This window comes from Frigidibacter sp. MR17.14, assembly GCF_037095735.1.
Taxonomy (GTDB): domain Bacteria; phylum Pseudomonadota; class Alphaproteobacteria; order Rhodobacterales; family Rhodobacteraceae; genus Frigidibacter.
Genome location: NZ_JBAWKD010000005.1, coordinates 182,621 through 203,838 on the forward strand (window position 1 = coordinate 182,621; position 21,218 = coordinate 203,838).

At 69.9% G+C, this 21,218-nt stretch carries 17 protein-coding genes; 3 read left to right on the plus strand and 14 right to left on the minus strand.

The window, feature by feature from the left end; genetic code table 11:
• Positions 1-41 precede the first annotated feature (41 nt).
• On the minus strand, positions 42-740 hold the full coding sequence (locus V8J36_RS15020; RefSeq protein ID WP_336468128.1) for a FadR/GntR family transcriptional regulator: 699 nt from the start codon (positions 738-740) through the stop codon (positions 42-44).
• Positions 741-757: 17 nt separating this feature from the next.
• Complete coding sequence (locus V8J36_RS15025; RefSeq protein ID WP_336468129.1) at positions 758-1,831, minus strand: four-carbon acid sugar kinase family protein; 1,074 nt, start codon at positions 1,829-1,831, stop codon at positions 758-760.
• A 202-nt stretch (positions 1,832-2,033) separates the two neighbouring features.
• On the opposite strand from V8J36_RS15025, the gene pdxA reads away from it, so the two are divergent.
• The 3 genes from pdxA to V8J36_RS15040 all read left to right on the plus strand — a co-directional run bounded on the left by pdxA (position 2,034) and on the right by V8J36_RS15040 (position 5,837).
• Positions 2,034-3,032 carry a 4-hydroxythreonine-4-phosphate dehydrogenase PdxA gene (gene pdxA / locus V8J36_RS15030; protein WP_336468130.1) on the plus strand — a complete coding sequence of 333 codons (999 nt, stop codon included), beginning with the start codon at positions 2,034-2,036 and terminating at the stop codon, positions 3,030-3,032.
• Positions 3,029-4,006, plus strand: a complete 978-nt coding sequence (locus V8J36_RS15035) for an NAD(P)-dependent oxidoreductase (RefSeq protein WP_336468131.1) — start codon at positions 3,029-3,031, stop codon at positions 4,004-4,006. The genes pdxA and V8J36_RS15035 overlap by 4 nt, the downstream gene beginning before the upstream one ends.
• A 652-nt stretch (positions 4,007-4,658) precedes the next feature.
• The gene (locus tag V8J36_RS15040) at positions 4,659-5,837 is read left to right on the plus strand and encodes a sialidase family protein (RefSeq protein ID WP_336468132.1); all 1,179 of its coding nucleotides are present in this window, start codon (positions 4,659-4,661) and stop codon (positions 5,835-5,837) included.
• A 72-nt stretch (positions 5,838-5,909) separates the two neighbouring features.
• Here the strand turns inward: V8J36_RS15040 and V8J36_RS15045 are convergent, their stop codons facing one another.
• The 12 genes from V8J36_RS15045 to V8J36_RS15100 all read right to left on the minus strand — a co-directional run bounded on the left by V8J36_RS15045 (position 5,910) and on the right by V8J36_RS15100 (position 21,133).
• Positions 5,910-6,716, minus strand: a complete 807-nt coding sequence (locus V8J36_RS15045; protein WP_336468133.1) for an ATP-binding cassette domain-containing protein — start codon at positions 6,714-6,716, stop codon at positions 5,910-5,912.
• Positions 6,709-7,740 (minus strand): ABC transporter ATP-binding protein, encoded by a 1,032-nt coding sequence (locus tag V8J36_RS15050; RefSeq protein ID WP_336468134.1) that lies wholly within the window; start codon positions 7,738-7,740, stop codon positions 6,709-6,711. Before V8J36_RS15050 ends, V8J36_RS15045 begins: the two co-directional genes overlap by 8 nt.
• Positions 7,740-8,630: an ABC transporter permease gene (locus tag V8J36_RS15055; RefSeq protein ID WP_336468135.1), complete on the minus strand. Its 891-nt coding sequence runs from the start codon at positions 8,628-8,630 to the stop codon at positions 7,740-7,742. Before V8J36_RS15055 ends, V8J36_RS15050 begins: the two co-directional genes overlap by 1 nt.
• The gene (locus V8J36_RS15060; RefSeq protein WP_336468136.1) at positions 8,627-9,634 is read right to left on the minus strand and encodes an ABC transporter permease; all 1,008 of its coding nucleotides are present in this window, start codon (positions 9,632-9,634) and stop codon (positions 8,627-8,629) included. The genes V8J36_RS15055 and V8J36_RS15060 overlap by 4 nt, the downstream gene beginning before the upstream one ends.
• Positions 9,635-9,750: 116 nt before the next feature.
• A complete protein-coding gene (locus V8J36_RS15065; RefSeq protein WP_336468137.1) occupies positions 9,751-11,322 on the minus strand; it encodes an ABC transporter substrate-binding protein in 1,572 nt (523 codons plus the stop codon).
• Positions 11,323-11,411: 89 nt separating this feature from the next.
• Positions 11,412-15,272: a hydantoinase B/oxoprolinase family protein gene (locus tag V8J36_RS15070; protein ID WP_336468138.1), complete on the minus strand. Its 3,861-nt coding sequence runs from the start codon at positions 15,270-15,272 to the stop codon at positions 11,412-11,414.
• Positions 15,269-16,024, minus strand: a complete 756-nt coding sequence (locus V8J36_RS15075; protein WP_336468139.1) for an IclR family transcriptional regulator — start codon at positions 16,022-16,024, stop codon at positions 15,269-15,271. Before V8J36_RS15075 ends, V8J36_RS15070 begins: the two co-directional genes overlap by 4 nt.
• Before the next feature lie 157 nt (positions 16,025-16,181).
• On the minus strand, positions 16,182-17,342 hold the full coding sequence (locus V8J36_RS15080) for an amidohydrolase (protein WP_336468140.1): 1,161 nt from the start codon (positions 17,340-17,342) through the stop codon (positions 16,182-16,184).
• A gap of 100 nt (positions 17,343-17,442) precedes the next feature.
• Positions 17,443-18,441 (minus strand): Gfo/Idh/MocA family protein, encoded by a 999-nt coding sequence (locus V8J36_RS15085; protein ID WP_336468141.1) that lies wholly within the window; start codon positions 18,439-18,441, stop codon positions 17,443-17,445.
• Complete coding sequence (locus tag V8J36_RS15090) at positions 18,441-19,328, minus strand: sugar phosphate isomerase/epimerase family protein (protein ID WP_336468142.1); 888 nt, start codon at positions 19,326-19,328, stop codon at positions 18,441-18,443. The genes V8J36_RS15085 and V8J36_RS15090 overlap by 1 nt, the downstream gene beginning before the upstream one ends.
• A gap of 45 nt (positions 19,329-19,373) precedes the next feature.
• A complete protein-coding gene (locus V8J36_RS15095; RefSeq protein ID WP_336468143.1) occupies positions 19,374-20,207 on the minus strand; it encodes a carbohydrate ABC transporter permease in 834 nt (277 codons plus the stop codon).
• Positions 20,207-21,133 (minus strand): carbohydrate ABC transporter permease, encoded by a 927-nt coding sequence (locus V8J36_RS15100; RefSeq protein WP_336468144.1) that lies wholly within the window; start codon positions 21,131-21,133, stop codon positions 20,207-20,209. The genes V8J36_RS15095 and V8J36_RS15100 overlap by 1 nt, the downstream gene beginning before the upstream one ends.
• Between the last annotated feature and the right edge of the window lie 85 nt (positions 21,134-21,218).

Here is a 21,218-nt window from a genome sequence, read left to right on the forward strand (position 1 = left end):
TGACGGAACGGCCGGGGGCGCAGGTGCCGCCGGCCTTTCGCCTACATCCGCAGATCCACGAAGCCGCCCCCGAACAGCCGCGTGCGCGAGCTTTCGATATGGGCGCGCATCCTGCTCGACGCCTCGTCGGGCTGGCGGTCGCGGATCGCCTCGAAGACGCCGGTATGCTCGGCCAGAACCCGCTCCAGCGCCCAGGTGCCATCCGACATCAGCGACTGGCCGTGCAGCTTCATGCCGACATGGATGTGCTCGCGCAGGGCCCGCATCGCGGCTTCGTAGTAATGGTTGTTCGCGGCGCGGGCGACGGCGATGTGGAAGGCGAAATCCGCGTCTTCGCGGTGCTGGCGCGAGCCGGTGGCGGCGCTCATCAGGGCCAGCGCCTGTTCGACCTCGGCCAGCGCCTCGTCGTTGTGACGCTCGGCCGCGAGGCGGGCGGCATCGACCTCGAGCGTCATGCGGAATTCGTAGCAGCGCTGGATGTCGGCGATGGTCTCGACCTTCGCGAAGCCGAGGCTGGTCTGCTTCTGCGGCTGGCGGACATAGCTGCCCGCCCCCTGCCGCGAGTAGACGAGACCCTCTTCGCGCAGCCGCTCCAGCGCAGAGCGCAGGATCGGGCGCGAGACGCCGAGTTCCTCTGCCAGCACGGTTTCGGCGGGAAGCTTCTGCTGCGCCTGATAGTCGCCGTTGACGATCCGGCCGTAGAGCTGGTGATAGATCCGGTCGGCGAGCGATGGCCGCATTCTTGCCCTCTCCTGCATCAGGTCGCCAATCCGAGCGGTAGGGCGAAGCCGTCCGCGCTTTTAACCATGTCGGCGAGGGCCCGCAAACTTTCCGCGCCGCCGAAGCCGCCGGACTTGGTGAGTATGGCCAGCGGGACACCATCGAGCTGCGCGCGGGCCAGCGGGATGCCGAGAAGGATGTCGCCGTCGAGGTCGAGCCGGTCGATCCCCAGCGCGGCGAGGACCGCGTTCGCCGTCTCGCCGCCGCAGGCCAGCAGGGTGGCGGGCGGGCTGCGGCGGATCCGGGCGGCGATGCCCTGGGCGAAGCGGGCGCCGGCCTCGGCCGCGGGCACGCCGCCGCCGCCGTCGGTCATCCGCACGAGGGTGACGGGGGCCGTGTAGCCCGTGTCCGGGGTCTTCAGGCCCCGCCCGTCGGGGGCATGCTCGGCGGGGATGCCTTCCAGCGCCGCGATCTGCGCCAGCGTGATCGGATCGCGCGAGCCCACGGCCATCAGCAGCGGCGCGGGCAGGCTGCCGGCCAATGGGGTAAGGCCGCGGCCGATGCGGCGGGCCAGCGCGGCGGACAGCCCGCGGGCGCCGACCAGCACGAGGTCGCGCAACGACCCCGCGGCCTCCAGCGCGGCGTCGAGATCGCCATCGGACGCGCAATCCGGCGCGTCGGCGGCGAGGGGCGACAGGGCGGCGGCGACGGGGATCGGTGTCGCGACACCGCTGCCGGTCACCGCGCCCGCCCGCACGACGCGGCCCATGTCCGGGATCGCGGGCAGCGCGAGACAGCGGCCGCGGCCGGCCCAGTCGGCCAGCAGCCCGGTCTCGGCCGCGATATGGCCTTTCAGGCGCGAGTCGACCTTCTTCATCAGGATCTCTGGCGGTCGCGGCAGCAGGTCGAGCGCGCGGGCGACGGCCGCCTGCGCGGCCTCGCGACTGCCGTCGCGCGACCCGGTGCTGAGCGCGAGCACCTCGGTGCCCGGGCCGACCGAGCCGATTCCCTCGATCCGGCGCAGCACCACGGTGCGCAGCCCTGCCATCGCGAAGGGCGCGGCGCTGTCCAGCGCACCGGTCAGGTCATCCGCGACGATCATCACTTTCATGGCAGGTCCTCCTTGGTCGAGACTGGCGCAGCGTCGTAAAGATGTAAAGCACATCCCGCGGAAACTTGGTGTCATTCTTGGCGTTGAGGCGCGTAAACCCAGTGATGACGGTGGATAACGCCATATCTGCGCGGCCATCTTCAGTTGACAACTTGTCCTGACTCGGGTCTTGAATGGGCGCAAGCTGCTGGAGGAAGAAGCCATGACCACCCGTCCCCCCATCGCGATCACCATGGGCGACCCGTCCGGCGTCGGCGCCGAGGTGACGGTGAAGGCGCTGGCGCAGATGGCGCCCGAGGCGCGCGCCGGTTTCGTGGTCATCGGCGACCGCGACACCATCGAGCGCGCCCGCCGGGGCGCCGGCTCGGACATCGCGATCGCCGAGTACGGCAGTGCCGCGGCGTCGGGCGCGCTGATCCTGCGCCATGTCGACGTGCCGAACCTGCCCGGCAAATTCGGCGTGCTCGATCCGGCCTGCGGCGAGGCGAGCTTCCGCTACATCGACCAGGCGGTGAAGATGTCGCTGGACGGTTCGGCCGCGGGGATCGTCACCGCGCCGATCAACAAGGAGGCGCTGAACGCCGCCGGCCATCACTATGACGGCCACACCGGCATGCTTGCGCATCTGACGGGGTCGAAATCGTCCTGGATGCTGCTGGCGTCCGAGCGTCTGAAGGTGATCCACGTCTCGACCCATGTCTCGCTTTCGACCGCGATCACCCGCGCCACGCCCGAGCGGGTGCTGGCCACGGTGCGCACCGGGCACGAACACCTCAAGCGCATGGGTTACGAGAACCCCCGCATCGCCGTTGCCGGCATCAACCCGCATTGCGGCGAGAACGGGCTGTTCGGCACCGAGGATGACAATGCGATCCGCCCCGGCGTCGAGCTGGCGAAGGCCGAGGGGATCAACGTCGTCGGCCCGATCTCGGCCGATACGGTTTATTACCGCGCCTATTCCGGGGCCTTCGACCTGGTGATCGCGCAGTATCACGACCAGGGCCATATCCCGATCAAGCTGGTGGCCTTCGACACCGCGGTGAACGTGTCGCTGGGCCTGCCGATCGACCGCACCTCGGTCGATCACGGCACCGCCTTCGACATTGCCGGCAAGGGTCTGGCGAACCACGCCAACATGATCTGCGCGCTGGACTATGCCGCGCGGCTGGCCGCCAACCGCAAGGCCGCGGTCCGGGCATGAGCGTGTCCGGAAAGGCCGTCGTCGTCAGCACCTCGCCGGCCTTCGGGCGGCATGGACGGGTGCCGGAGCGGATCGAGGCCGCGGGGCTGGACCTGGTGCGCTGCATCGACACGAGCCTGCCCTTTGGTGGCGCGCTCGATCACATCGGGCGGGCGGATTTCCTGGTCGCCGGACTGGTGCCGGTGACCGAGGATCTGCTGGCCGCGGCGGGCCCGCAGCTGAAGGCGGTGCTGAAGCATGGCGTCGGCACCGACACCATCGACATTCCCGCCTGCACGGCGCGCGGGCTGCCGGTGCTGAACACGCCGGGCGCGAATGCCGATGCGGTGGCCGAGCTTGCGGTGGGGCTGATGTTCGCGCTGGCCCGCGCGATCCCGGCCGGCCACACCAGCGTCGCCTCGGGCGGCTGGCAGCGGCAGGTCGGCACGCAGTTGGGCGGCAAGACGCTGGGGGTGCTGGGCTTCGGCAACATCGGCCGGTCGCTGGCGCGAAAGGCCCGCGGTCTTGGGATGCAGGTGATGGCGAGCGATCCCAATGCCGATGCCGCCTTCGCCGCCGCGCATGGCATCGAGATCGTGCCCTTCGAACGGCTGATCGAGGCTTCCGACTACCTGTCGCTGCACATCTTCGGCGGCAAGGACAACGCGGCGCTGATCGACGCGGCGGCCATCGCGCGGATGAAGCCCGGCGCGCGGCTTCTGAACCTTGCCCGGGGTGAGGTCGTGGATCTCGACGCGGTGGCGGCGGCGCTGGACACGGGGCAGTTGGGCGGGGTGGCGATCGACGCCTATGTGACCGAGCCGCCGGATGTGTCGCACCCGGTCTTCGCGCATCCCAAGGCGGTGTTCATGCCGCATTCGGGCGCGGACACGCTGGAAGCGGTCGAGAACATGGGGCTGATGGTGGTCGAGGATATCGTGACGCTGCTGTCGGGCGGGCGCCCGGCGCGGGTGCTGAACCCCGCCGCGCTCTGAGCGCCGGTTCCGCAGTTGCGAGGGTTAGAACGGATCATGCGCCCGCGCCAGCAACGGCTTTGCGACCGTGTCTTTCCCGCCGTCGGCGTCTGGATCTATCGGGCGCGGGCCGCGGTGCTGGTGTTGCGATGCCGCCGGGCAAAATGGCGCCCGCCGTCTGCAGCGGGATCGCGCTGGGGATCGCGATGCGCGCCGGGCGATGGGTCGCGCTGACCCTGTTCCTGCTGTCGGGGCTCATCCCCGGCAGGGTCACGCTTCTGACGCTGATCGCAATGCGCTGTTCCCCTGACTGTAGGCCCTTGTGGGTTTCAAATAGATGCCCGGCTGGGCTGGGCTGGGCTGGGCTGGGCTGGGCTGGGCTGGGCCGGCCACGCCGATCATCGTCGACATCGACAACCTCTTCTTCGGCGCGGTGCTGGCCGCACCCCGACTCCGGTGGCGCCGACACCCGGGTGGCGCAGGTGCGGAAACTGACAACATGCCGATGATTTGTAAATTGGGGTAGATTTGTCGCGTAGCGCAAATTTTTACGCAAGCTTCATCGAAATTACTCGTGCGATTACAGTGCAGTATTCGCGATCAATATTTTGTCAACTTGACAATTATCCGTAAAGCGACAGAGTCGCTTCGCCGTCGAACGAACGAGGAGGAGATGGACATGACGCCCGAGGAGATTGCCCTGCGGATGACCGGCGAGATCGCCACCGATGCCTCTGGTGTCGGCACCGCCTTCCTGCCCTCGCCCATGGTCCAGAACCACGCGGCCTTCCTTGCCTGGCTGCCCGACGGCCAACTGGCCTGCGCCTGGTTCGCCGGCAGCCTCGAGGGGAAGTCCGATATCTCGAGCCATGTCGCGCTGCTGGCCCCCGGGTCGGACCGCTGGAGCGAGGCGAGCCGGGTCAGCGACGATCCCGAACGCTCCGAGCAGAACCCGGTTCTGTTCGTCGAGCCGGGGACGGGGGCGCTGCGTCTGTTCCACACCGCGCAGATTGCCGGCAATCAGGATTCGAGCCTGGTGCGCACCCGGCAGCTGATGCCCGGGCCGAATGGCGTGGTTTCCGACGCGCCCGAGGCGCTGCCGCTGCCGGCGGGCACCTTCGTGCGCGCGCCGGTCGTCGTGCGCGAGGATGGCGCCTGGCTTCTGCCGCTGTTCCTCTGCGTGCAGCGCCCGGGCCAGCGGTGGACGGGGGCGCATGACACCGCCGCGGTGGCGATCAGCGAGGATCGCGGCGCGAGCTGGCGGATGGTGCATGTGCCCGGGTCGCTCGGCTGCGTGCACATGTCGATCGTGCCGCTGGGCGGCGGCCGGATGGCGGCCTTCTATCGCCGCCGGCAGGCCGATTTCGTCTGGCGGGCGGAAAGCGCCGACGGCGGCGAAAGCTGGACGGTGACCGGGGCCACCGACGTGCCCAACAACAACTCGTCGATCGGGGTGATCCGGCTGCGCGACGGGCGCATCGCGATGATCTGCAACCCGGTCAACGCGCAGATGCACAGCGACCGCCGCGCGTCGCTGTATGACGAGCTCGAGGAAAGCGACGACCGGCCCGATGCCAGCACCGAGGGCGGTATCGTTCCGATCTGGGGCGTGCCGCGCGCGCCGATGGCGATCGTGGTGTCGCAGGACGAGGGCCGCAGCTTCCCGCTGCGCCGCGTGGTCGAGGACGGCCCCGGCACCTGCGTCAGCAATAACTCGGTCGACGGTCACAACAAGGAGCTGAGCTATCCGATGCTGATCGAGGCACCGGACGGCACGATCCATTGCGCCTACACGGCGCATCGTCGGGCGATCAAGCACGTTCGGCTGCCGCCGGGCTGGCTGGACGCCTGAGGCGCCGGCGCCGCTTCGGCGGCGCTCGCACAGTTTCGCCCGTCCTGTCGGCGCCCGGGGTCAGGCCCGCAGTCAAGCCCTTTGCCGGACCTCGGGCGCCGCGGCGATCAGCCCGCGGGCATAGTCGCTTTCGGGAGCGTCGAAGATGCGCTCGGTCGGGCCCTGCTCGACCAGCGTGCCGCGGTGGATCAGCGCGACCCGGTCGCAGAGGTAACGCACCACTGCAAGGTCGTGGCTGATGAAGAAGTAGGTCAGGCCGAGCCGGTCCTGCAGTTCGATCAGCAGGTTCAGCACCTGTGCCTGCACGCTGACATCCAGCGCCGAGGTCGGCTCGTCCAGCAGCAGCAGGTCGGGCTTCGGGGCCAGCGCCCGGGCGATCCCGATGCGCTGCCGCTGCCCGCCCGAGAATTCGTGCGGATGACGCGACAGGTGCTGCGGGCCAAGGCCGACGAGCGTCAGCAGTTCGGCCGCGCGGTCGCGCCGCTGGGCCGCGCTCAGGCCCAGCGTAGCGCGGTGCACCACCATCGGTTCGCAGATGATCTGCTGCACGGTCATCCGCGGGTTGAGCGAGGCATAGGGGTCCTGGAAGACGATCTGGATCCGCGCCCGCAGCGCCCGAATCGCGGCGGGCGAAAGCGTCGCCATGTCCTGCCCCTCGAACAGGATCCGCCCCGAGGTCGGCTCTTCGAGCCGCAGGATCGATCGGGTGAGCGTCGTCTTGCCCGAGCCGCTTTCACCGACCAGCCCGAAACTTTCCCCGCGTCCGACCGACAGCGAGACGCCCTTGAGCGCCTGCACCGGGGCCGAGCGGCCGAAGAGCCCGGCGCGGCCGGGATAGGTCTTGGTCACGCCCTCGATCTGCAGGATCGGCTCAGACATGGGCGGGCTCCTCGATCGGGTGCAGGCAGGCGACCTCGTGGCCGGGACCAAGCGGGCGCATCGCCGGCAGGGCGGTGCGGCAGGTCTCGGTCGCGCGGGTGCAGCGCGGGGCGAAGCGGCAGCCGGGGGGCGGGCGGACGAGGTCGGGCACCGTGCCCTCGAGCCCCTTCAGCGCGCCGCGGGCGGTGCCGCGTGTCGGGATCGCGGCCATCAGCGCGCGGGTGTAGGGGTGGCGGGGGCGGCCCAGAACCTCGGACACCGGACCACGCTCGACCACGTTGCCGGCATACATGACGGCGACATGGGTGCAGGTCTCGGACACGACGCCGAGATTGTGGGTGATCAGGATCACCCCGATGTCGTGGTCGCTGACCATGCCCTTCAGCAGCGACAGGATCTGCGCCTGCACGCTGACGTCGAGGGCGGTGGTCGGCTCGTCGGCGATCAGAAGGTCGGGCCGGCCGATCAGCGCCATCGCGATCAGCACCCGCTGCCGCATCCCGCCCGAGAATTCGTGCGGATAGCTCTGCATCCGCGTCTCGGGATCGGGGATGCCGACGCGGGCCAGCATCTCGACTGCCACCTTGCGCGCCGCGGCCTTGCGGGCGAAGGCGCCAAGGCGCCGCTCGCTGCCCAGCACCCGCGGATCATGGGCGGCGGCGGCCAGCGCCACGTCGGTCAGCTGGGTGCCGATCCGCGCCGTCGGGTTCAGGTTGGTGGTCGGGTCCTGGAAGATCATGCCGATCCGTTTGCCGCGCAGCGCCTGCATGGCGCGCGGCGGCAGCGTGGTCAGCTCCTGCCCCTCGAGCCGGACGCTGCCCGAGGGGTAGCGCCCCGGCGGTGTCGAGACCAGGCGCGAGATCGACAGGCCGGTCAGCGACTTGCCGCAGCCCGACTCGCCCACGAGGCCCCAGATCTGGCCACGCTCGACCGTCAGCTCGACGCCGTTGAGCACATGCGCCTCGCCGTGGAACGAGCGCATCGTCAGGTGCAGGTCGCGGATTTCCAGAAGCGGCGCGGTCATCAGCGGCGGCCTTTCGGATCGAGGATGTCGCGCAGCCCGTCGCCGAGCAGGTTGAAGCCGAAGACCGCGACGAACATCGCCATGCCCGGGGCCATCGCCGTCCACCAGTAGTCCGGCATGTAGCTGCGCGCGTTCGACAGCAGGGTGCCCCATTCCGGCGTCGGCGGCCGGACCCCGATGCCGATGAAGCCCAGGCCCGCCACGGTCAGGATCGCGAAGCCCATGTCGAGCGACATCTTCACGATGATCGGTGAGACGCAGTTCGGCAGCACGTGGCGGAACAGGATCCGCCCGGGCCCGGCGCCGGTGGCGCGGGCGGCGGTGACATAGACCTCTTCCCGCGCGGCCAGCACCTCGCCGCGGACCAGCCGCGCGTAGCCGGGCCACCAGGACAGCGAGATCGCCAGCACCATGTTCTGGAAGCCGGGGCCGAGCGCCGCCGCGATCGCCATCGCGAGGATCAGGCCCGGGATCGTCAGGGTGAGGTCGGTGAAGCGCATCAGCGCCTCGTCCGTCCAGCCGCCGACATACCCCGCGACGGCGCCGACCACGGTGCCGATCAGCGCACCGATCAACACCACGCCGAAGCCCGCCAGCACCGAGACGGTCGTTCCGGCCATGGTCAGCGACAGCACGTCTTGGCCAAGCTCGTTGGTGCCGAAGGGATGCGCGACCGAGGGCGGCTGGAAGCGCGACGCGGTCTCGACCCCGCCGGCGACATGGCCGGGGTAGGGGGCCAGCATCGGGCCGAAGGCCGCGAAGAACAGCACCAGCGCGACGAGCGCGGCACCGACCATCGACAGCCGGCTTTGCCGGAAGCGGTAGAGCATCCGGGCCACGCCATCGTTGCGAGCCTTTGCCGGGGCGGGGGCGGCGGAGGTGTCGGTCATGCGTAGCGGACCTTCGGGTTGATGAGGCCGTAGGCCAGGTCGATCACCAGGTTGGCGAGCACGAAGATCAGGCCGATCACCAGCGCGACGCCGATCACCGGCATCATGTCCTGCGACAGGATCGCCTTGGTGGCGTAAAGCCCGAGGCCCGGCCAGTCGAACACCGTCTCGACCAGCACGGTGCCGCCGAGGAGCCAGCCGAAGTAGAGCCCGATCACGGTGAGCGTGGCCGAGACGGCATTGCGGGCGATGACCCGGCCGAGGATCTTGTGGCGCGGCAGACCCAGCGCGCGGGCGGTCATCACGTAGTCCTGGCCCATGACCTCGATGGTCGAGGCGCGCATCATCCGCATGATCGTCGCAAGGGGTGACAGCGACAGCGCGACGGCGGGCATGATCAGGTGGCGCAGCGCGGTGGTGAAGACCTGCCAGTCGCCGGTCAGCAGCGCATCGAGGGTGATGAAGCCGGTGATGGGTTCGGGCGGGAAGACGATGATCGGCAGCCGGCCGCCCAGCGGCAGCCACATCAGCCACATCGCGAAGCACAGCTGCAGCAGCAGCCCGAGGAAGAAGCGCGGCATCGAGATCGCCCCGATCGCCAGCACCTGCGAGACATAGTCGGGCCAGCGGTTGCGCCAGAGCGCGGTGATCAGGCCCAGCGGGATGCCCAGGGCCACGGCGATGAACATGGCGGCGAAGACCAGTTCCAGCGTCGCGGGCAGGTAGGCGGCCAGATCGGCGCCGACCGGGCGGCGGGTCAGCAGCGAGGTGCCGAAGTCGCCATGCGCCAGCCCGCCGACATAGGTCGCGTACTGTTCCCACACCGGACGGTCGAGACCGAATTCGGTGGCCAGCGCGGCGCGTTCGGCCGCGGTCGCGTTCGGGCCGGCGGCAAGGCCGACCGGATCGCCGGGCAGCAGCCGGGCGATGGCGAACATGATCATCGTCAGCCCGATGATCACGGGGATCAGCAGAAGCAGGCGGCGCAGGATGAAACGGATCATCGGGTCTCCGGCGGGCGGTGGGCGGCAGGCGGTGGGCGGTGGGCGGTGGTCGGCAGGTGTCGTTCTAGGGCGGGACCCGGGCCGCGGGGCGGCCCGGACCGGTCGTCAGACAGGGGTCAGGACAGCGACAGCGGCCAGCACTCGACCGCGTTCGAGGCGACCGGGCAGAAGGCGTAGCCCGCCACCGCGTCGCGCATCGCGAGCTTGCGCCGCTCGAGCACGCCGAAGACGTCGGGCGCATCGGCCACGACCGCCTTCTGGAACGCCTCGTAGATCTCCTGCCGCTTGGCCGGGTCGATCTCGGTGCGGCCCTGTTCGATCAGCGCGTCGACCTCGGGGTTCTTGTAGACCGCATTCTGCCAGCCGCCGTTGCGCGACGAGTGGTAGGCGGCGAAGGCGATGTTGTCCGGGTCGCCGTAGTTCGCGGTCTGGTAGACCGGGAACAGGTCGGGGAAGGTTTCGGGCTTGGCGCAGGCCGCGACCATGTCCGGCCAGTTCATCGGCTGGATTTCCAGCGTGATGTTCAGCGCCTTGAGGCTGTCGAGCATGATCAGCGCCCAGCGGCGCTGTTGTTCCAGCCCCGAGACATGGACCATCTTAAGGGTGATGCCGCCCTCGGGCGTCGCGGACTTGGCGAGGAATTCCTTCGCCTTCGCAAGGTCCATCCGCGGCACGTCGAGCTGCGGGTCATGGCCCATGATGCCGTTCGGCAGCGGCCCGACCATCAGGTCGGCATAGCCGGCGGCGTCGAGGATCGCCTGGTAGTTCGTCGCGTAGCTGATCGCCTTGCGCAGGTTGATGTCCGCCAGCGGGCCATGCGCGGTGTTCATCTTGATCGAGAAGGTGCGGTACTCGGGCTCGATCACCCGGGTGACGCCGGCCGCGCCCTGAAGCGCATCCATGTCCTCGGACGTCAGGTCGACGGCGACATGCGCCTCGCCGCGCTGCAGCATCAGGCGCTGGCTCGCGGTTTCGCGCACGATCTGCCAGATGATCCCGTCCAGATTGCCGCCACCCGGCTGCCAGGCCTTGGGGGCGCGGGCGAGGTAGTACATCGTGCCGACCTGGAAGCGGCCGACGGTGAAGGGGCCCGAACCGGCGGTGTTGGTCATCAGCCAGGTCTGGCCCTGGTCGGCGCCGAGGTTCGCCTCGACCAGCGCCTTCTCGACGATCGGGAACCACGGCAGCACCGCGAGGAAGGCGGCGAAGGGCTTCTCGAGCGTGAAGGTGACGGTCTTGTCGTCGGCGGCCACGACCTTGGCCGGGTCGAGGATGCCGCGCAGCATCCACGAGTTGCCCTTGGCCAGCGTCATCGCGCGGGTGAAGGAATAGGCCACGTCCGCGGCCGTCACCGGGGCGCCGGAATGGAAGACCGCGGCCGGGTTCAGCTTGAAGGTGTAGCTGGTGCCATCGGCCCCCATCTCCCAGCTTTCGGCCAGCGCCGGCACCGCTTCGGGCGGGTTCTTGGCGACGCGCACCAGCGGGTCGTAGGTGTTGCGCAGAAGGAACGAGGCCGAATATCCCGACGAGGTGTGCGGGTCGAAGTTCGGGATGTCCTGGTTCGAGGCGATCACCAGCATCCGGCCACCGGCCTGGGCGAAGCTGCGCGAGGGCAGCACGGCCGAGGCGAGCCCGGCACCGGCGAGCGCCAGCAGGGTCCGGCGCGAGAGGTCGAAGGTCGAGGTCACGGGGTTTGCTCCTTGTCGGGCGGTGCGCCCGGCGGGGTGGTGCCGGGCCGGGGGGGCGGCCGCCGGTTGGTCCCGGCGGCTCGTGGTTGTCACTTGACCGGATCGGCGCTGGCGCCCGCACCGGCCGCCGGGGCTGCCTGCGGTGCGGCGGTCACTCCGTAGAAGGCCGCCGCATGTTCGGGCGAGATGTATCCCAGCGCGAGATCGCGCGAGACCGCGGCCGGGTCGCGTTCCGCCGCCGGGCCATAGCCCGCGCCGCCGGCCAGCACGATCTCGACGATTTCCGAGGCGCGCGTCAGCGTCACCAGGTCGCCGGTGCCGAGATCGCGGGTCACTTCGCCCTCGGGCGACAGGATCCGGCCCGCGGCAGAGCCGCCGGGATGGCCGCCGAACAGCCCGTCGATCGGGTTGTTGACGCCCTCGGGATAGATCGAGGCCAGCATCGGCAGGCCGTCGTCGGCGATCTTGCGGAACCGCACGCGCTGACCGAGGCCGCCGCGCATCTTGCCGGCGCCGCCCGAGTCCTGCGCGAAGGTCTTCTCGATCACCAGGATCGGGGCGCGGCTTTCCATCAGCTCGATCGAGGTGTTGGCGGCCGAGGTCGGCCAGAGCAGCGCCGACTGGCCATCACCGCGGGCCGAGCCGCCCTGACCGCCGCCCGAGAACAGCATGTCGGAATAGAGCCGCCCCTGCGCATCCTTGCCATAGACATTGGCCACGGTCGGCAGGCCGGTGTGCGATTGCACCGCCTCGGGCGCGGCGCCCGACAGCGCGGCGAAGACGTTCGGCGCGATGTACCAGCCGGTGCGGGTGCGGATGTTCACCGCCGCCGGCCGCTGCGGGTTCAGGATCGAGCCCTCGGGCGCGGTGACCGAGAACGGACGGTAGCAGCCCGCGTTGCCGCGCACCGTGGGGGTGAGCATGCATTTCAGCGGATAGGTCGTGTGCGCCGCGGTGTAGTTCAGGGTCGAGTTCAGCCCGCCCTGCGGCAGCTGCGGCGGCGCGCCGTCGAAATCCACCGACAGGCTGTCGCCCGCCACCGTCACCTTCACCGGGTAGGTCAGCACCTCGCCCAGCGGGTTGTTGGTGATGACCGAATGGTAGTCGCCGTCCGGGATCGCCCGGATCGCATCGCGCATCGCCTTTTCGGACAGGCCCTGCACCACCTCGGCCAGCGCGCCCAGATCCGCCATGCCGTAGTCCGACATGAAGGCGCGCAGCCGCTCGGCCCCCAGTTCGTTCGCGGCGACGAAGGAGAAGATGTCGCCCAGCACCTGATCGGGGTTGCGGACGTTCTCGCGGATCAGTTCGATCAGGCTCTCGTTCGGCTTGCCCGCGTCGATCAGCTTCATCGGCGGGATCTGCAGGCCCTCTTCGAAGATCTCGCGCGCCCGGAGCGAGTCCTTGGTGCCGCCGATGTCCGAGACATGGCCGACGGTGCCCATCAGGCCCACCAGCTTGCCGTCGCGGAACGCCGGGGTGACGATCGCGATGTCGAAGAGATGGCCCGCGCAGAGCCAGGGGTCGTTGGTGATCAGCACGTCGCCGGGCTTCAGCGTCTCGGCCGGGTAGCGCTTCAGCAGCGCCTTGACCGCCAGCGGCAGCGTCAGGTTGAAGACCGGCATGGCGCGCGGGGAGTGCGCCAGCGTCTCGCCGTCGCGGTCCAGAAGCTCGCAGGCGAAGTCCTGGCTTTCGGCGATCACCAGCGAGAAGGCGGTGCGGCAGACGGTCAGCCACATCTCCTCGACCACATTCACGAGGCGCGACCACATGATCTCGAGCCCGATCGGGTCGGCCTCGATCTTGGCCACCGCCTCGGCGCGCGACATGCCCTCGGTCACCAGCGCGTCGGCCGCGGGCAGCGCGCCGATCTCGACGCAGAGCGTGAGGCTGCCGTCGATGGTCACCTTGTCGGCGGGGCCGACGACGGTGGTCGATTCCCGTTCCTCGATGATCGCCGGGCCCGCGATCTCGTCGCCGGGGCGCAGCGCGTAGCGGTCGTAGACCTTGGTCTCGAACGCGCCTTCCTCGAAGTGGCAGGTGCGGGTCGATTTCACCTTGGCGCCGGTGTCGCCGCCGCCGGCCGCGCCGGTCAGCGCCAGCTGCGGCGTCGGGCCCGACACGCGCGAGCGGAAGTTGACGGCTTCGAAGCGCGCGCCCTCGAAGGGGGCGGCGAAGCGGGTCGAGTAGGTGGCGACGAAGGCCGCGCGGATCGCGGGCAGGTCGGCCTCGGTGATCGGCCCGGCGGGCAGGGTGACCGAGATCTCGTGCATCTGGCCGACCAGACGCATGTCGGCGGTGCGCTCGAGGATCGCGTCGGCCCTCGCGACGCCGGCGCGTTCGAGATGGTGCAGGCCCTCTGCCTCGAGCCCGTCGAAGATCGCGTTCACCGCGGCGACGTCGAAGCCCGGCGCAAGCTCGATGCGTTGCGAGCGCACGCCTTCATGCGAGAGCGGCGCGGCAAGGAAGCCGAGCGCCGAGGCCGCGCCCGAGGCCGGCGGCACCAGCACCTTGGCGATGCCCATGGCGCGGGCCACGTCGACGGCATGGGCGGGACCGGCGCCGCCGAAGCCGACCATCGCGTATTGCCGCGGGTCCTTGCCGCGTTCGACGAGATGGACGCGGGCGGCCGAGGCCATGCTTTCGACCACGACCTTGTGGATGCCCAGCGCGGCTTCCTCGATCCCGAGGCCGAGCGGCGCGGCGACGCGGCCGATGGCGTCACGCGCGGCCGGCAGGTCGAGCGTCATGCGCCCACCAAGGAAGAAGCCGGGGTCGTAATAGCCCAGCACGAGGTTCGCGTCGGTCACGGTGGGCTGCAGGCCGCCCATGCCGTAGCAGGCCGGGCCCGGGTCCGAGCTGGCCGAATGCGGGCCGACCTTCAGCAGGCCGACCTCGTCGATCGCCGCGATCGAGCCGCCGCCGGCGCCGATCTCGATCATCTCGATCACCGGCGCCTTGATCGGCAGGCCGGAGCCGCGGGTGAAGCGGTGGACGCGGGCGGCCTCCATCATCGGGGCGACCTCGGCGCGGCCATGCTCGATCATGCAGGCCTTGGCGGTGGTGCCGCCCATGTCGAAGGAGATCACGTCCTCGAGCCCGGCGGCCTTGCCGAAGAGCGCGGTGGCAAGCCCGCCGCCGGCGGGGCCGCTTTCCAGCAGGCGGATCGGGAAGTCGCGCGCCGTCTCGAGCGAGACGAGCCCGCCCGCCGAGTGCATCAGTCGCAGCGGGCCCGCGAAGCCCCGGTCGCGCAGCGCCCCTTCGAGCCGGGTGAGGTAGCGGTGCATCAGCGGCTGCACGAAGGCGTTGGCGGCGGTGGTGACGATCCGCTGGTACTCGCCCATCTCGGCCACGACCTCGGCCGAAAGCGAGACCGAGATCTCGGGGAAGGCGGCGCGGATGATCTCGCCGGCACGGCGTTCGTGGTCGGGGTTGATGTAGGAATGCAGGAAGGCGACCGCGATCGCCTCGCAGCCGGCGGCGACCAGCGCCTCGGCCGCGCGCAGCACCGCGGTCTCGTCGAGCGGGGTGACGACGGTGCCGGTCGCGTCGATCCGCTCGGCCACTTCAAGGCGCAGGTCGCGGCGGACCATCGGCTCGGGGAAGGTCACGAACAGGTCGTAGATGTCGTAGCGCTGCTCGGTCCCGGCCTCGAGCACGTCGCGGAAGCCCTCGGTGGTGATCAGGCCGACCGGCGCGCCCTTGCGCTCGATCACCGCGTTGGTCACCAGCGTCGTGCCGTGCACGATCTCGCCGAGGTCGGCATGGGTGACGCCGTTCATCTGCAGGATCTCTTCCAACCCCTTCAGCGCGGCCTCCGACGGGTCGTGCGGGGTGGTCAGCCGCTTGTGCAGCGCGACGCTGGCGGTCTGGCCGTCATAGAGCACGAAGTCGGTGAAAGTGCCGCCGATGTCGAAACCGACGCGCCAGCGGGGGGTGGCAGGGCTCATTCCGGGATCCTGTTCTTGAGAAGGGGCGGGGTGAAGGCCGCGTCGCCCAGCGAGGCGGCGATCTCCCGGGCACCCTCGCCGAGCATGGCGACCATCTCGTCGCGCTCGCCGGGGGTGACCAGGGTGTGGGGATAGACGATGCAGAGGCTGACCGCCTCGTCGGTGGCGGGATCCGCCACGGCGATGGCGATGCCTTCGACGCCCATGGTGGTTTCCTGCGTCGAGACGGCGAAGCCCTCGGTGCGCACCTGTTGCAGGCGCGCCAGCAGCGCCGGCAGGTCGTCGTGGCCTTCGTAAAGCCGGGCGACCTCGGCGTCGGTCATCCGCGCCAGCAGGGTGCGGCCGGTCGAACTGGCATGGGCGGGCAGGCGGCGGCCGATGTTCGACACGACCCGCAGCTGGTTCGTGCCCTCGAAATCGGCGATGGCCGTGACCTCGCGCCCGTCGCGCAGCGAGACGTAGCCGGTATGGCCGAAGCGGCGGGTGGTCGCCGCGACGACCTCGCTCGCCCGGCCGATGAGCCCGGACGAGTGCCGGAAGGCCGCGGCGAGGTCGAGCATCATGCGCCCGGGCCGGTGGCGGCGCGTCTCGCCGATGGTCTCGAGCATGCCGCAGTCGCGCATCGCCTTCAGCAGACGCGAGGCCGAGGCCTTGGGCAGGCCCAGACGCGCCGTCACCTCGGTCACCGTGATGTCCGAGCACCCGGTTCCGAAGCAGCGCAGGACGTCGGCGGCGTTGTGAAGGATGGTCACCCGGGCCTCTTGTTCCGATTTATGGAACCGAAGTTCCAGTAAGCGGATCATTTGCGCGCGGGCAGCCCTCGGGCAAGTCCCGTGAGGGCCTGCGCCCGGGAAGGGGCGCAGGAAGCGGCGCGTCACCGCGCCGCTGCACAAAATTTTTGCAGAACTGTTACGCGGCGGCGGCGCCGCGACGCTCGACGAGGCGGGCGAAGACGCTCGAACCGACCGGAAGGACCGAATCGTCGAAGAGGAAACCGGGGTTGTGCAGCGGCACGTCGCCGCCGTGGCCGAGGTTGAAGAATGCGCCCGGAACCACCGCCAGCAGGTCGGCCATGTCCTCGGAGCCCATCGTCAGCTCGGCATCCGCGCGCGCGCCTTCGCCCATGACCTCGCGCGCGGCGGCCAGCATGTCCTCGACGCGGCCCGGGTCGTTTTCGAGTACGCTGAAGACGTGGCGCAAGTCGAGCGTGATGGTCACCCCATGCGCCAGCGCGAGCCCGTCGCAGATCGCCTGCATCCGGGCGCCGATCAGACCTTCATCCGCCTCGTGCAGGAAGCGCACGGTGCCGGCCAGCTCTGCCACCTCGGGGATGACGTTGTAGGCGTTGCCGGCGTGGAAGCGGGTGACCGAGAGCACGGCGGGATGGGTCGGGTCCATGGTGCGGGCGACGATCTGCTGCAGCTCGCCGACGAGTGCGGCGCCGATCGCCACCGGGTCGCGGCCCATGTGCGGGGCCGCGCCATGCGCGCCGCGCCCCTCGATGCGGATGTCGAAGAAGGCCGCGCCGGCCTGTGCCCGGCCGGGGCGGATCCGCAGGTCGCCCAGCCCGCCATAAGGCGAATTGTGCAGCCCGTAGAGCTCGTCGCAGGGGAAGCGGTCGAAGAGGCCGTCGGCCAGCATCGCCCGCGCGCCGCCAAGCCCCTCTTCCGCGGGCTGGAAGATGAAGACCGCGCGGCCGGCGAAGTCGCGGGTTTCGGCAAGGTAGCGTGCGCAGCCCAGCAGCATGGTGACATGGCCGTCGTGGCCGCAGCCGTGGAACACGCCCTCGTTGACCGAGGCGTAGGGCAGGTTGGTGCGCTCCTCCATCGGCAGGGCGTCCATGTCGGCGCGCAGGCCGATGGTGCGGCCGGGGCGCGCGCCGTCCAGCACGCCGACGACGCCGGTGCCGCCGATGCCGGTCGCGACCTCGATCCCCCAGCCGCGCAGTAGCTCGGCGATCCGGGCCGAGGTGCGGTGCTCTTGGAAGCCGATCTCGGGGTGGCGGTGGAAGTCGCGGCGCAGCGCCACGAGGTCTTCGGCGAAGGCGGCGATCTGGGGAAGCGGCTGCATGTCATCCTCGCGCAGGGAAGGCGGCCGGGGCCGCGGACGGTCCCGGCTTACCCCGACCCGCGCCGCAGGGCGAGGCCCCGGCGGCGCGACGCCGCGACGCTCAGCCCTCGATCAGGGCGATCATCCGCTCGAGCCGGCGCATGGCCAGCCAGCCGTCGCGGATCACCGGCGCGGGCGAGGCCCGGCCTTCCAGCGCCGCCGCGACATCGAGAAGCAGCGCGTGGTAGCCCTTGTGATCCTCGTTCGCCGCGGCGGTGAAATTCGGCGTCCAGACCAATGTGTCGCAGCCCGGATCGAGCGTCGCCTGCGGGTCTTCGGCCTTGAAGGGCGGGTTGCGGTGCCACGCGAGGTTGATGACATTCTCGACCTCGACCCGGTTCTGGTCGCCCATCACCTGCACGAATTCCATCGGCGTGCCGCGCGACTGCACGGTGCCCATGATCACGTTGCCGATCACGCCGTTCTCGCAGGCGAAGTTCATGTGCAGCAGCATCCGGCCCGGGCCGGGCACCGACTTGCGCAGCTGCACGTCGGCGAATTCCGCCCCGGCGAACCAAGGGATCAGGTCCATGTAGTGGACGCAGTGGTGCAGGTAGAACCCGGTGTAGTCGACCTCGCCTGCGAAATAGGTGGGCGCGGTCATGTAGCTGCCGTGGATGCCCAGCACCGGCCCGAAGGCGTCGCCGTCGAGGATCCGCTTGGCCATGCGGTTGCCGGTCGAGTAGCGCTTCATGAAGCCCACGGTCACCGGCACCTTCGCGGCCTCCGAGGCGCGCATCAGCTCTTCGGCCTGTGCGGCGGTGGCGCCCGGCGGCTTCTCCATGAAGACCGGCAGGCCGCGGGCGATGGCGGCGAGCGTGGCGCGGTAATGCACCTCGGGTCCGACGGCCATGCCGACGGCGTCGATCCGGGCAGAGGCGATCATCTCGGCGTAGTCGCCATAGACTTCGGTCGCCCCGAACTGGCGGGCGGCGGCGTGGGCCGCGGCCTCGTCTCGGTCGCAGACCGCCACGATCTCGAAGCCGCTGCGGGCGAGCTGCGGCATCAGCATCCACGTGGCATGGCGGCCGCAGCCGATCCATCCGATCCTGATCGTCATCAGTGCATGACCTCTGCAAGGGTGAGGGCTGCGCGCACGAGGCCGAGGCCCGCGCGCAGCTTGTCGTCTTCGTCCTCGTGCGGGGCGCGCCAGTGGGCGATCGGCAACCCCACGCGGGTGTCGTCGCGGCGGAACGGCTCGAGCGAGACGGGGCCGGCGTAGCCCGCGTCGCTCAGCGCCCGCATGATCGCGGTCCAGTCCATGTTGCCGGTGCCGGGGAAGCCGCGGTGGTTCTCGTTGGCCTGGAAATGCACGAGGCGCGACCCGGTCCGGCGGATCGCGTCGGGGATCGAGCGTTCCTCCATGTTCATGTGGAAGGTGTCGAGCATCACGCCCAGACCCGGCGAGGCGACCGCATCGACCACCTCGTCGGCCTGTCCGGCGGTGTTGACGATGTCGGTCTCGAAGCGGTTCAGCGGCTCGAGCCCGAAGACCTTGCCCGCGTCGGCGGCGCGGGGCGCGACCTTCGCCAGACCCTCGACGGTGCGGGCGGCGCGGGTGGCGATCTGTTCGGCCGACCAGGGGAAGGGCGGGCGGCCGGCGAAGACCAGCGGCTCGCCGTAAAGCGGCCCGCCGATGATCCGGGCGCCGGTCCGCTCGGCCACCTCGATGCAATAGGTCAGGTAGTCGATGCCGCCCTGACGGGCGCCCGCGTCCTCGCTGGCGATCGAGCGTTGCAGGTTCACGCGGGCCGCCAGCACGAGGCCCAGCCCCTCGCCCTCGCAGATCCGGCGCAGTTCGGCCTGATCGATGTCGTCTTCGGGTTCGGGCACCAGAAGCTCGATGAAGTCGAAGCCCAGCGCGCGGGTCTTGGCCAGATAGGGCAGGGCGCTGTTGGTGAAGGGCCGGGTGTATTGCATCGAGATGATGCCGATGGGGTTTTTCACGTTCTGTCCTCGTTTGAATGCGCGTGCCCGGCGGGCGCGCGGGGCTCAGCCCTTGACGGCGCCCTGCGTCAGCCCGCCGACCAACCGGCGCTGCACGATCAGGAAGAGAAGGGTGGCGGGCATGGCCCCGACGATGCCGCCGGCGGTCAGCAGGCCCCATTGCACCTGGTATTCGCCGATCATCGTCTGCACGGCGACGGTGATCGGGCGCACGCTCTGCCCGCCGAGGGTCAGCGCGTAGAGGTATTCGTTCCAGGCGGTGATGAAGATGTAGATCCCGGTCGCGATGATCCCCGGCGCGCAGAGCGGCAGGATGACCCGCACCATCGCCTGCAGCCGCGAGCAGCCGTCGGTCATCGCGGCCTCGTCCAGCGATTTCGGGATGCCGTTGATGTAGCTGGTCATCATCCAGACCGAGAAGGGGATGGCGATGGTCGAATTGGCGACGATCAGCGCGAGATGGGTGTCGAGCAGCCCGAGCTGGCGCATCAGGATGAACAGCGGCAGGATCAGCAGCACCATCGGGAACATGTTGATCAGCAGGAACTGCAGCAGCAGCAGCTTCTTCCCGCGGAACTCGAAGCGCGAGAAGCTGTAGGCGGCAGTGACCGACAGCGACAGGCCGACGACCACGGTGCCCGAGGCGATGATCAGGCTGTCGAGCATGTTGCGTGCGAAGCCGACGCTGTCGAAGAGCCGGGCGTAGTTGCTCCAGACCAGGTCGAAGACCGAGGGGCCGCGGGTGAAGAGCTTGTCCTCGGCGGTCAGCGAGGTGAGCGCCATCCACAGATAGGGCCCGAGCGTGAAGACAAGGATCGCGGCCATCGGCAGATCGACGGTCAGGATCCGGCGGGCGGTGGACTTGCGGGCGAGGGCCATCAGCGCACCTCCCGCGCGCTGCGGCGCAGGTAGAGCACGACGACCGCCAGCAGCATCAGCGTGAAGGTGAGCGCGATCGCCGAGCCATAGCCGAAGTCGAGGTTGGTGCGCGCTTCGAGGAAGGCATAGAGCGGCAGGGTGTATGTCGAATATCCCGGGCCGCCGCCGGTCATCACGAAGATGACGTCCATCGAGTTCGCGACCCAGATCGTGCGCAGCAGGACCGCCGTGAACAGCACGCCCGAGATGCCGGGCAGGGTGATGTGCCAGAACTGGCGCAGCGTCGAGGCACCGTCGAGCGAGGCGGCCTCGTAGTAGCTTTTCGGGATAGACTGCAGCCCGGCCAGGATCATGACCGCGAAGAAGGGGAAGCCCTGCCAGGTCAGGGTGAGGATGATCGCGTAAAGCGCGGTGCCGGGGTTGGCCAGCCAGGGGATCGAGGACTCGAGGATGCCCACCCGCAGCAGCAGGTCGTTGAGGATCCCGTAGTTCGAGTCGTAGATCCAGCTCCACATCAGGGCGATCACCACCGAGGGCAGCGCCCAGGGAATGATGATCAGCGCACGCGCCACCGGCCGCCAGGGGAAGTTCTGGTTCAGAAGCAGCGCCGTCGCCAGCCCCAGCAGCGCCTGTGCCGGAACGGTCAGCACGATCCACAGGATCGTGTGTCGCAACGAGATCCAGAACACCTCGTCCTGCAGGACCGCGGCGTAGTTCTGCAGCCCGACCCAGTCGAAGCTCTTGGGACGGAACAGGACATAGTGATGCAGGCTCATCCAGGCGGTCTGGACCATCGGGAAGAAGACGATGGCCAGCGTGACCAGCACGGCGGGCGACAGCAGCGCCAGCGGCAGCACCTGCCGCCAGAGGCGCGCCCGCCCGGGCGAGCCCTGGCGGGCTTGGTCGGAGGCGCAGATCGATGTCATCGGGCATGATCCCCTTGGGCTGCGCGGCGGGGGCCGGCAGGCGGGTTCCTTTGGTCGGGCCGGGGATCAGTCCCGGCCCGCGCGG

Excerpts from the sequence above, each read along its gene's own strand:
- V8J36_RS15020 (WP_336468128.1), bottom strand. The coding sequence starts at position 740 with ATGCGGCCATCGCTCGCCGACCGGATCTATCACCAGCTCTACGGCCGG.
- V8J36_RS15025 (WP_336468129.1), bottom strand. The coding sequence starts at position 1,831 with ATGAAAGTGATGATCGTCGCGGATGACCTGACCGGTGCGCTGGACAGC.
- pdxA (WP_336468130.1), top strand. The coding sequence starts at position 2,034 with ATGACCACCCGTCCCCCCATCGCGATCACCATGGGCGACCCGTCCGGC.
- V8J36_RS15035 (WP_336468131.1), top strand. The coding sequence starts at position 3,029 with ATGAGCGTGTCCGGAAAGGCCGTCGTCGTCAGCACCTCGCCGGCCTTC.
- V8J36_RS15040 (WP_336468132.1), top strand. The coding sequence starts at position 4,659 with ATGGACATGACGCCCGAGGAGATTGCCCTGCGGATGACCGGCGAGATC.
- V8J36_RS15045 (WP_336468133.1), bottom strand. The coding sequence starts at position 6,716 with ATGTCTGAGCCGATCCTGCAGATCGAGGGCGTGACCAAGACCTATCCC.
- V8J36_RS15050 (WP_336468134.1), bottom strand. The coding sequence starts at position 7,740 with ATGACCGCGCCGCTTCTGGAAATCCGCGACCTGCACCTGACGATGCGC.
- V8J36_RS15055 (WP_336468135.1), bottom strand. The coding sequence starts at position 8,630 with ATGACCGACACCTCCGCCGCCCCCGCCCCGGCAAAGGCTCGCAACGAT.
- V8J36_RS15060 (WP_336468136.1), bottom strand. The coding sequence starts at position 9,634 with ATGATCCGTTTCATCCTGCGCCGCCTGCTTCTGCTGATCCCCGTGATC.
- V8J36_RS15070 (WP_336468138.1), bottom strand. The coding sequence starts at position 15,272 with ATGAGCCCTGCCACCCCCCGCTGGCGCGTCGGTTTCGACATCGGCGGC.
- V8J36_RS15080 (WP_336468140.1), bottom strand. The coding sequence starts at position 17,342 with ATGCAGCCGCTTCCCCAGATCGCCGCCTTCGCCGAAGACCTCGTGGCG.
- V8J36_RS15085 (WP_336468141.1), bottom strand. The coding sequence starts at position 18,441 with ATGACGATCAGGATCGGATGGATCGGCTGCGGCCGCCATGCCACGTGG.
- V8J36_RS15095 (WP_336468143.1), bottom strand. The coding sequence starts at position 20,207 with ATGGCCCTCGCCCGCAAGTCCACCGCCCGCCGGATCCTGACCGTCGAT.
- V8J36_RS15100 (WP_336468144.1), bottom strand. The coding sequence starts at position 21,133 with ATGACATCGATCTGCGCCTCCGACCAAGCCCGCCAGGGCTCGCCCGGG.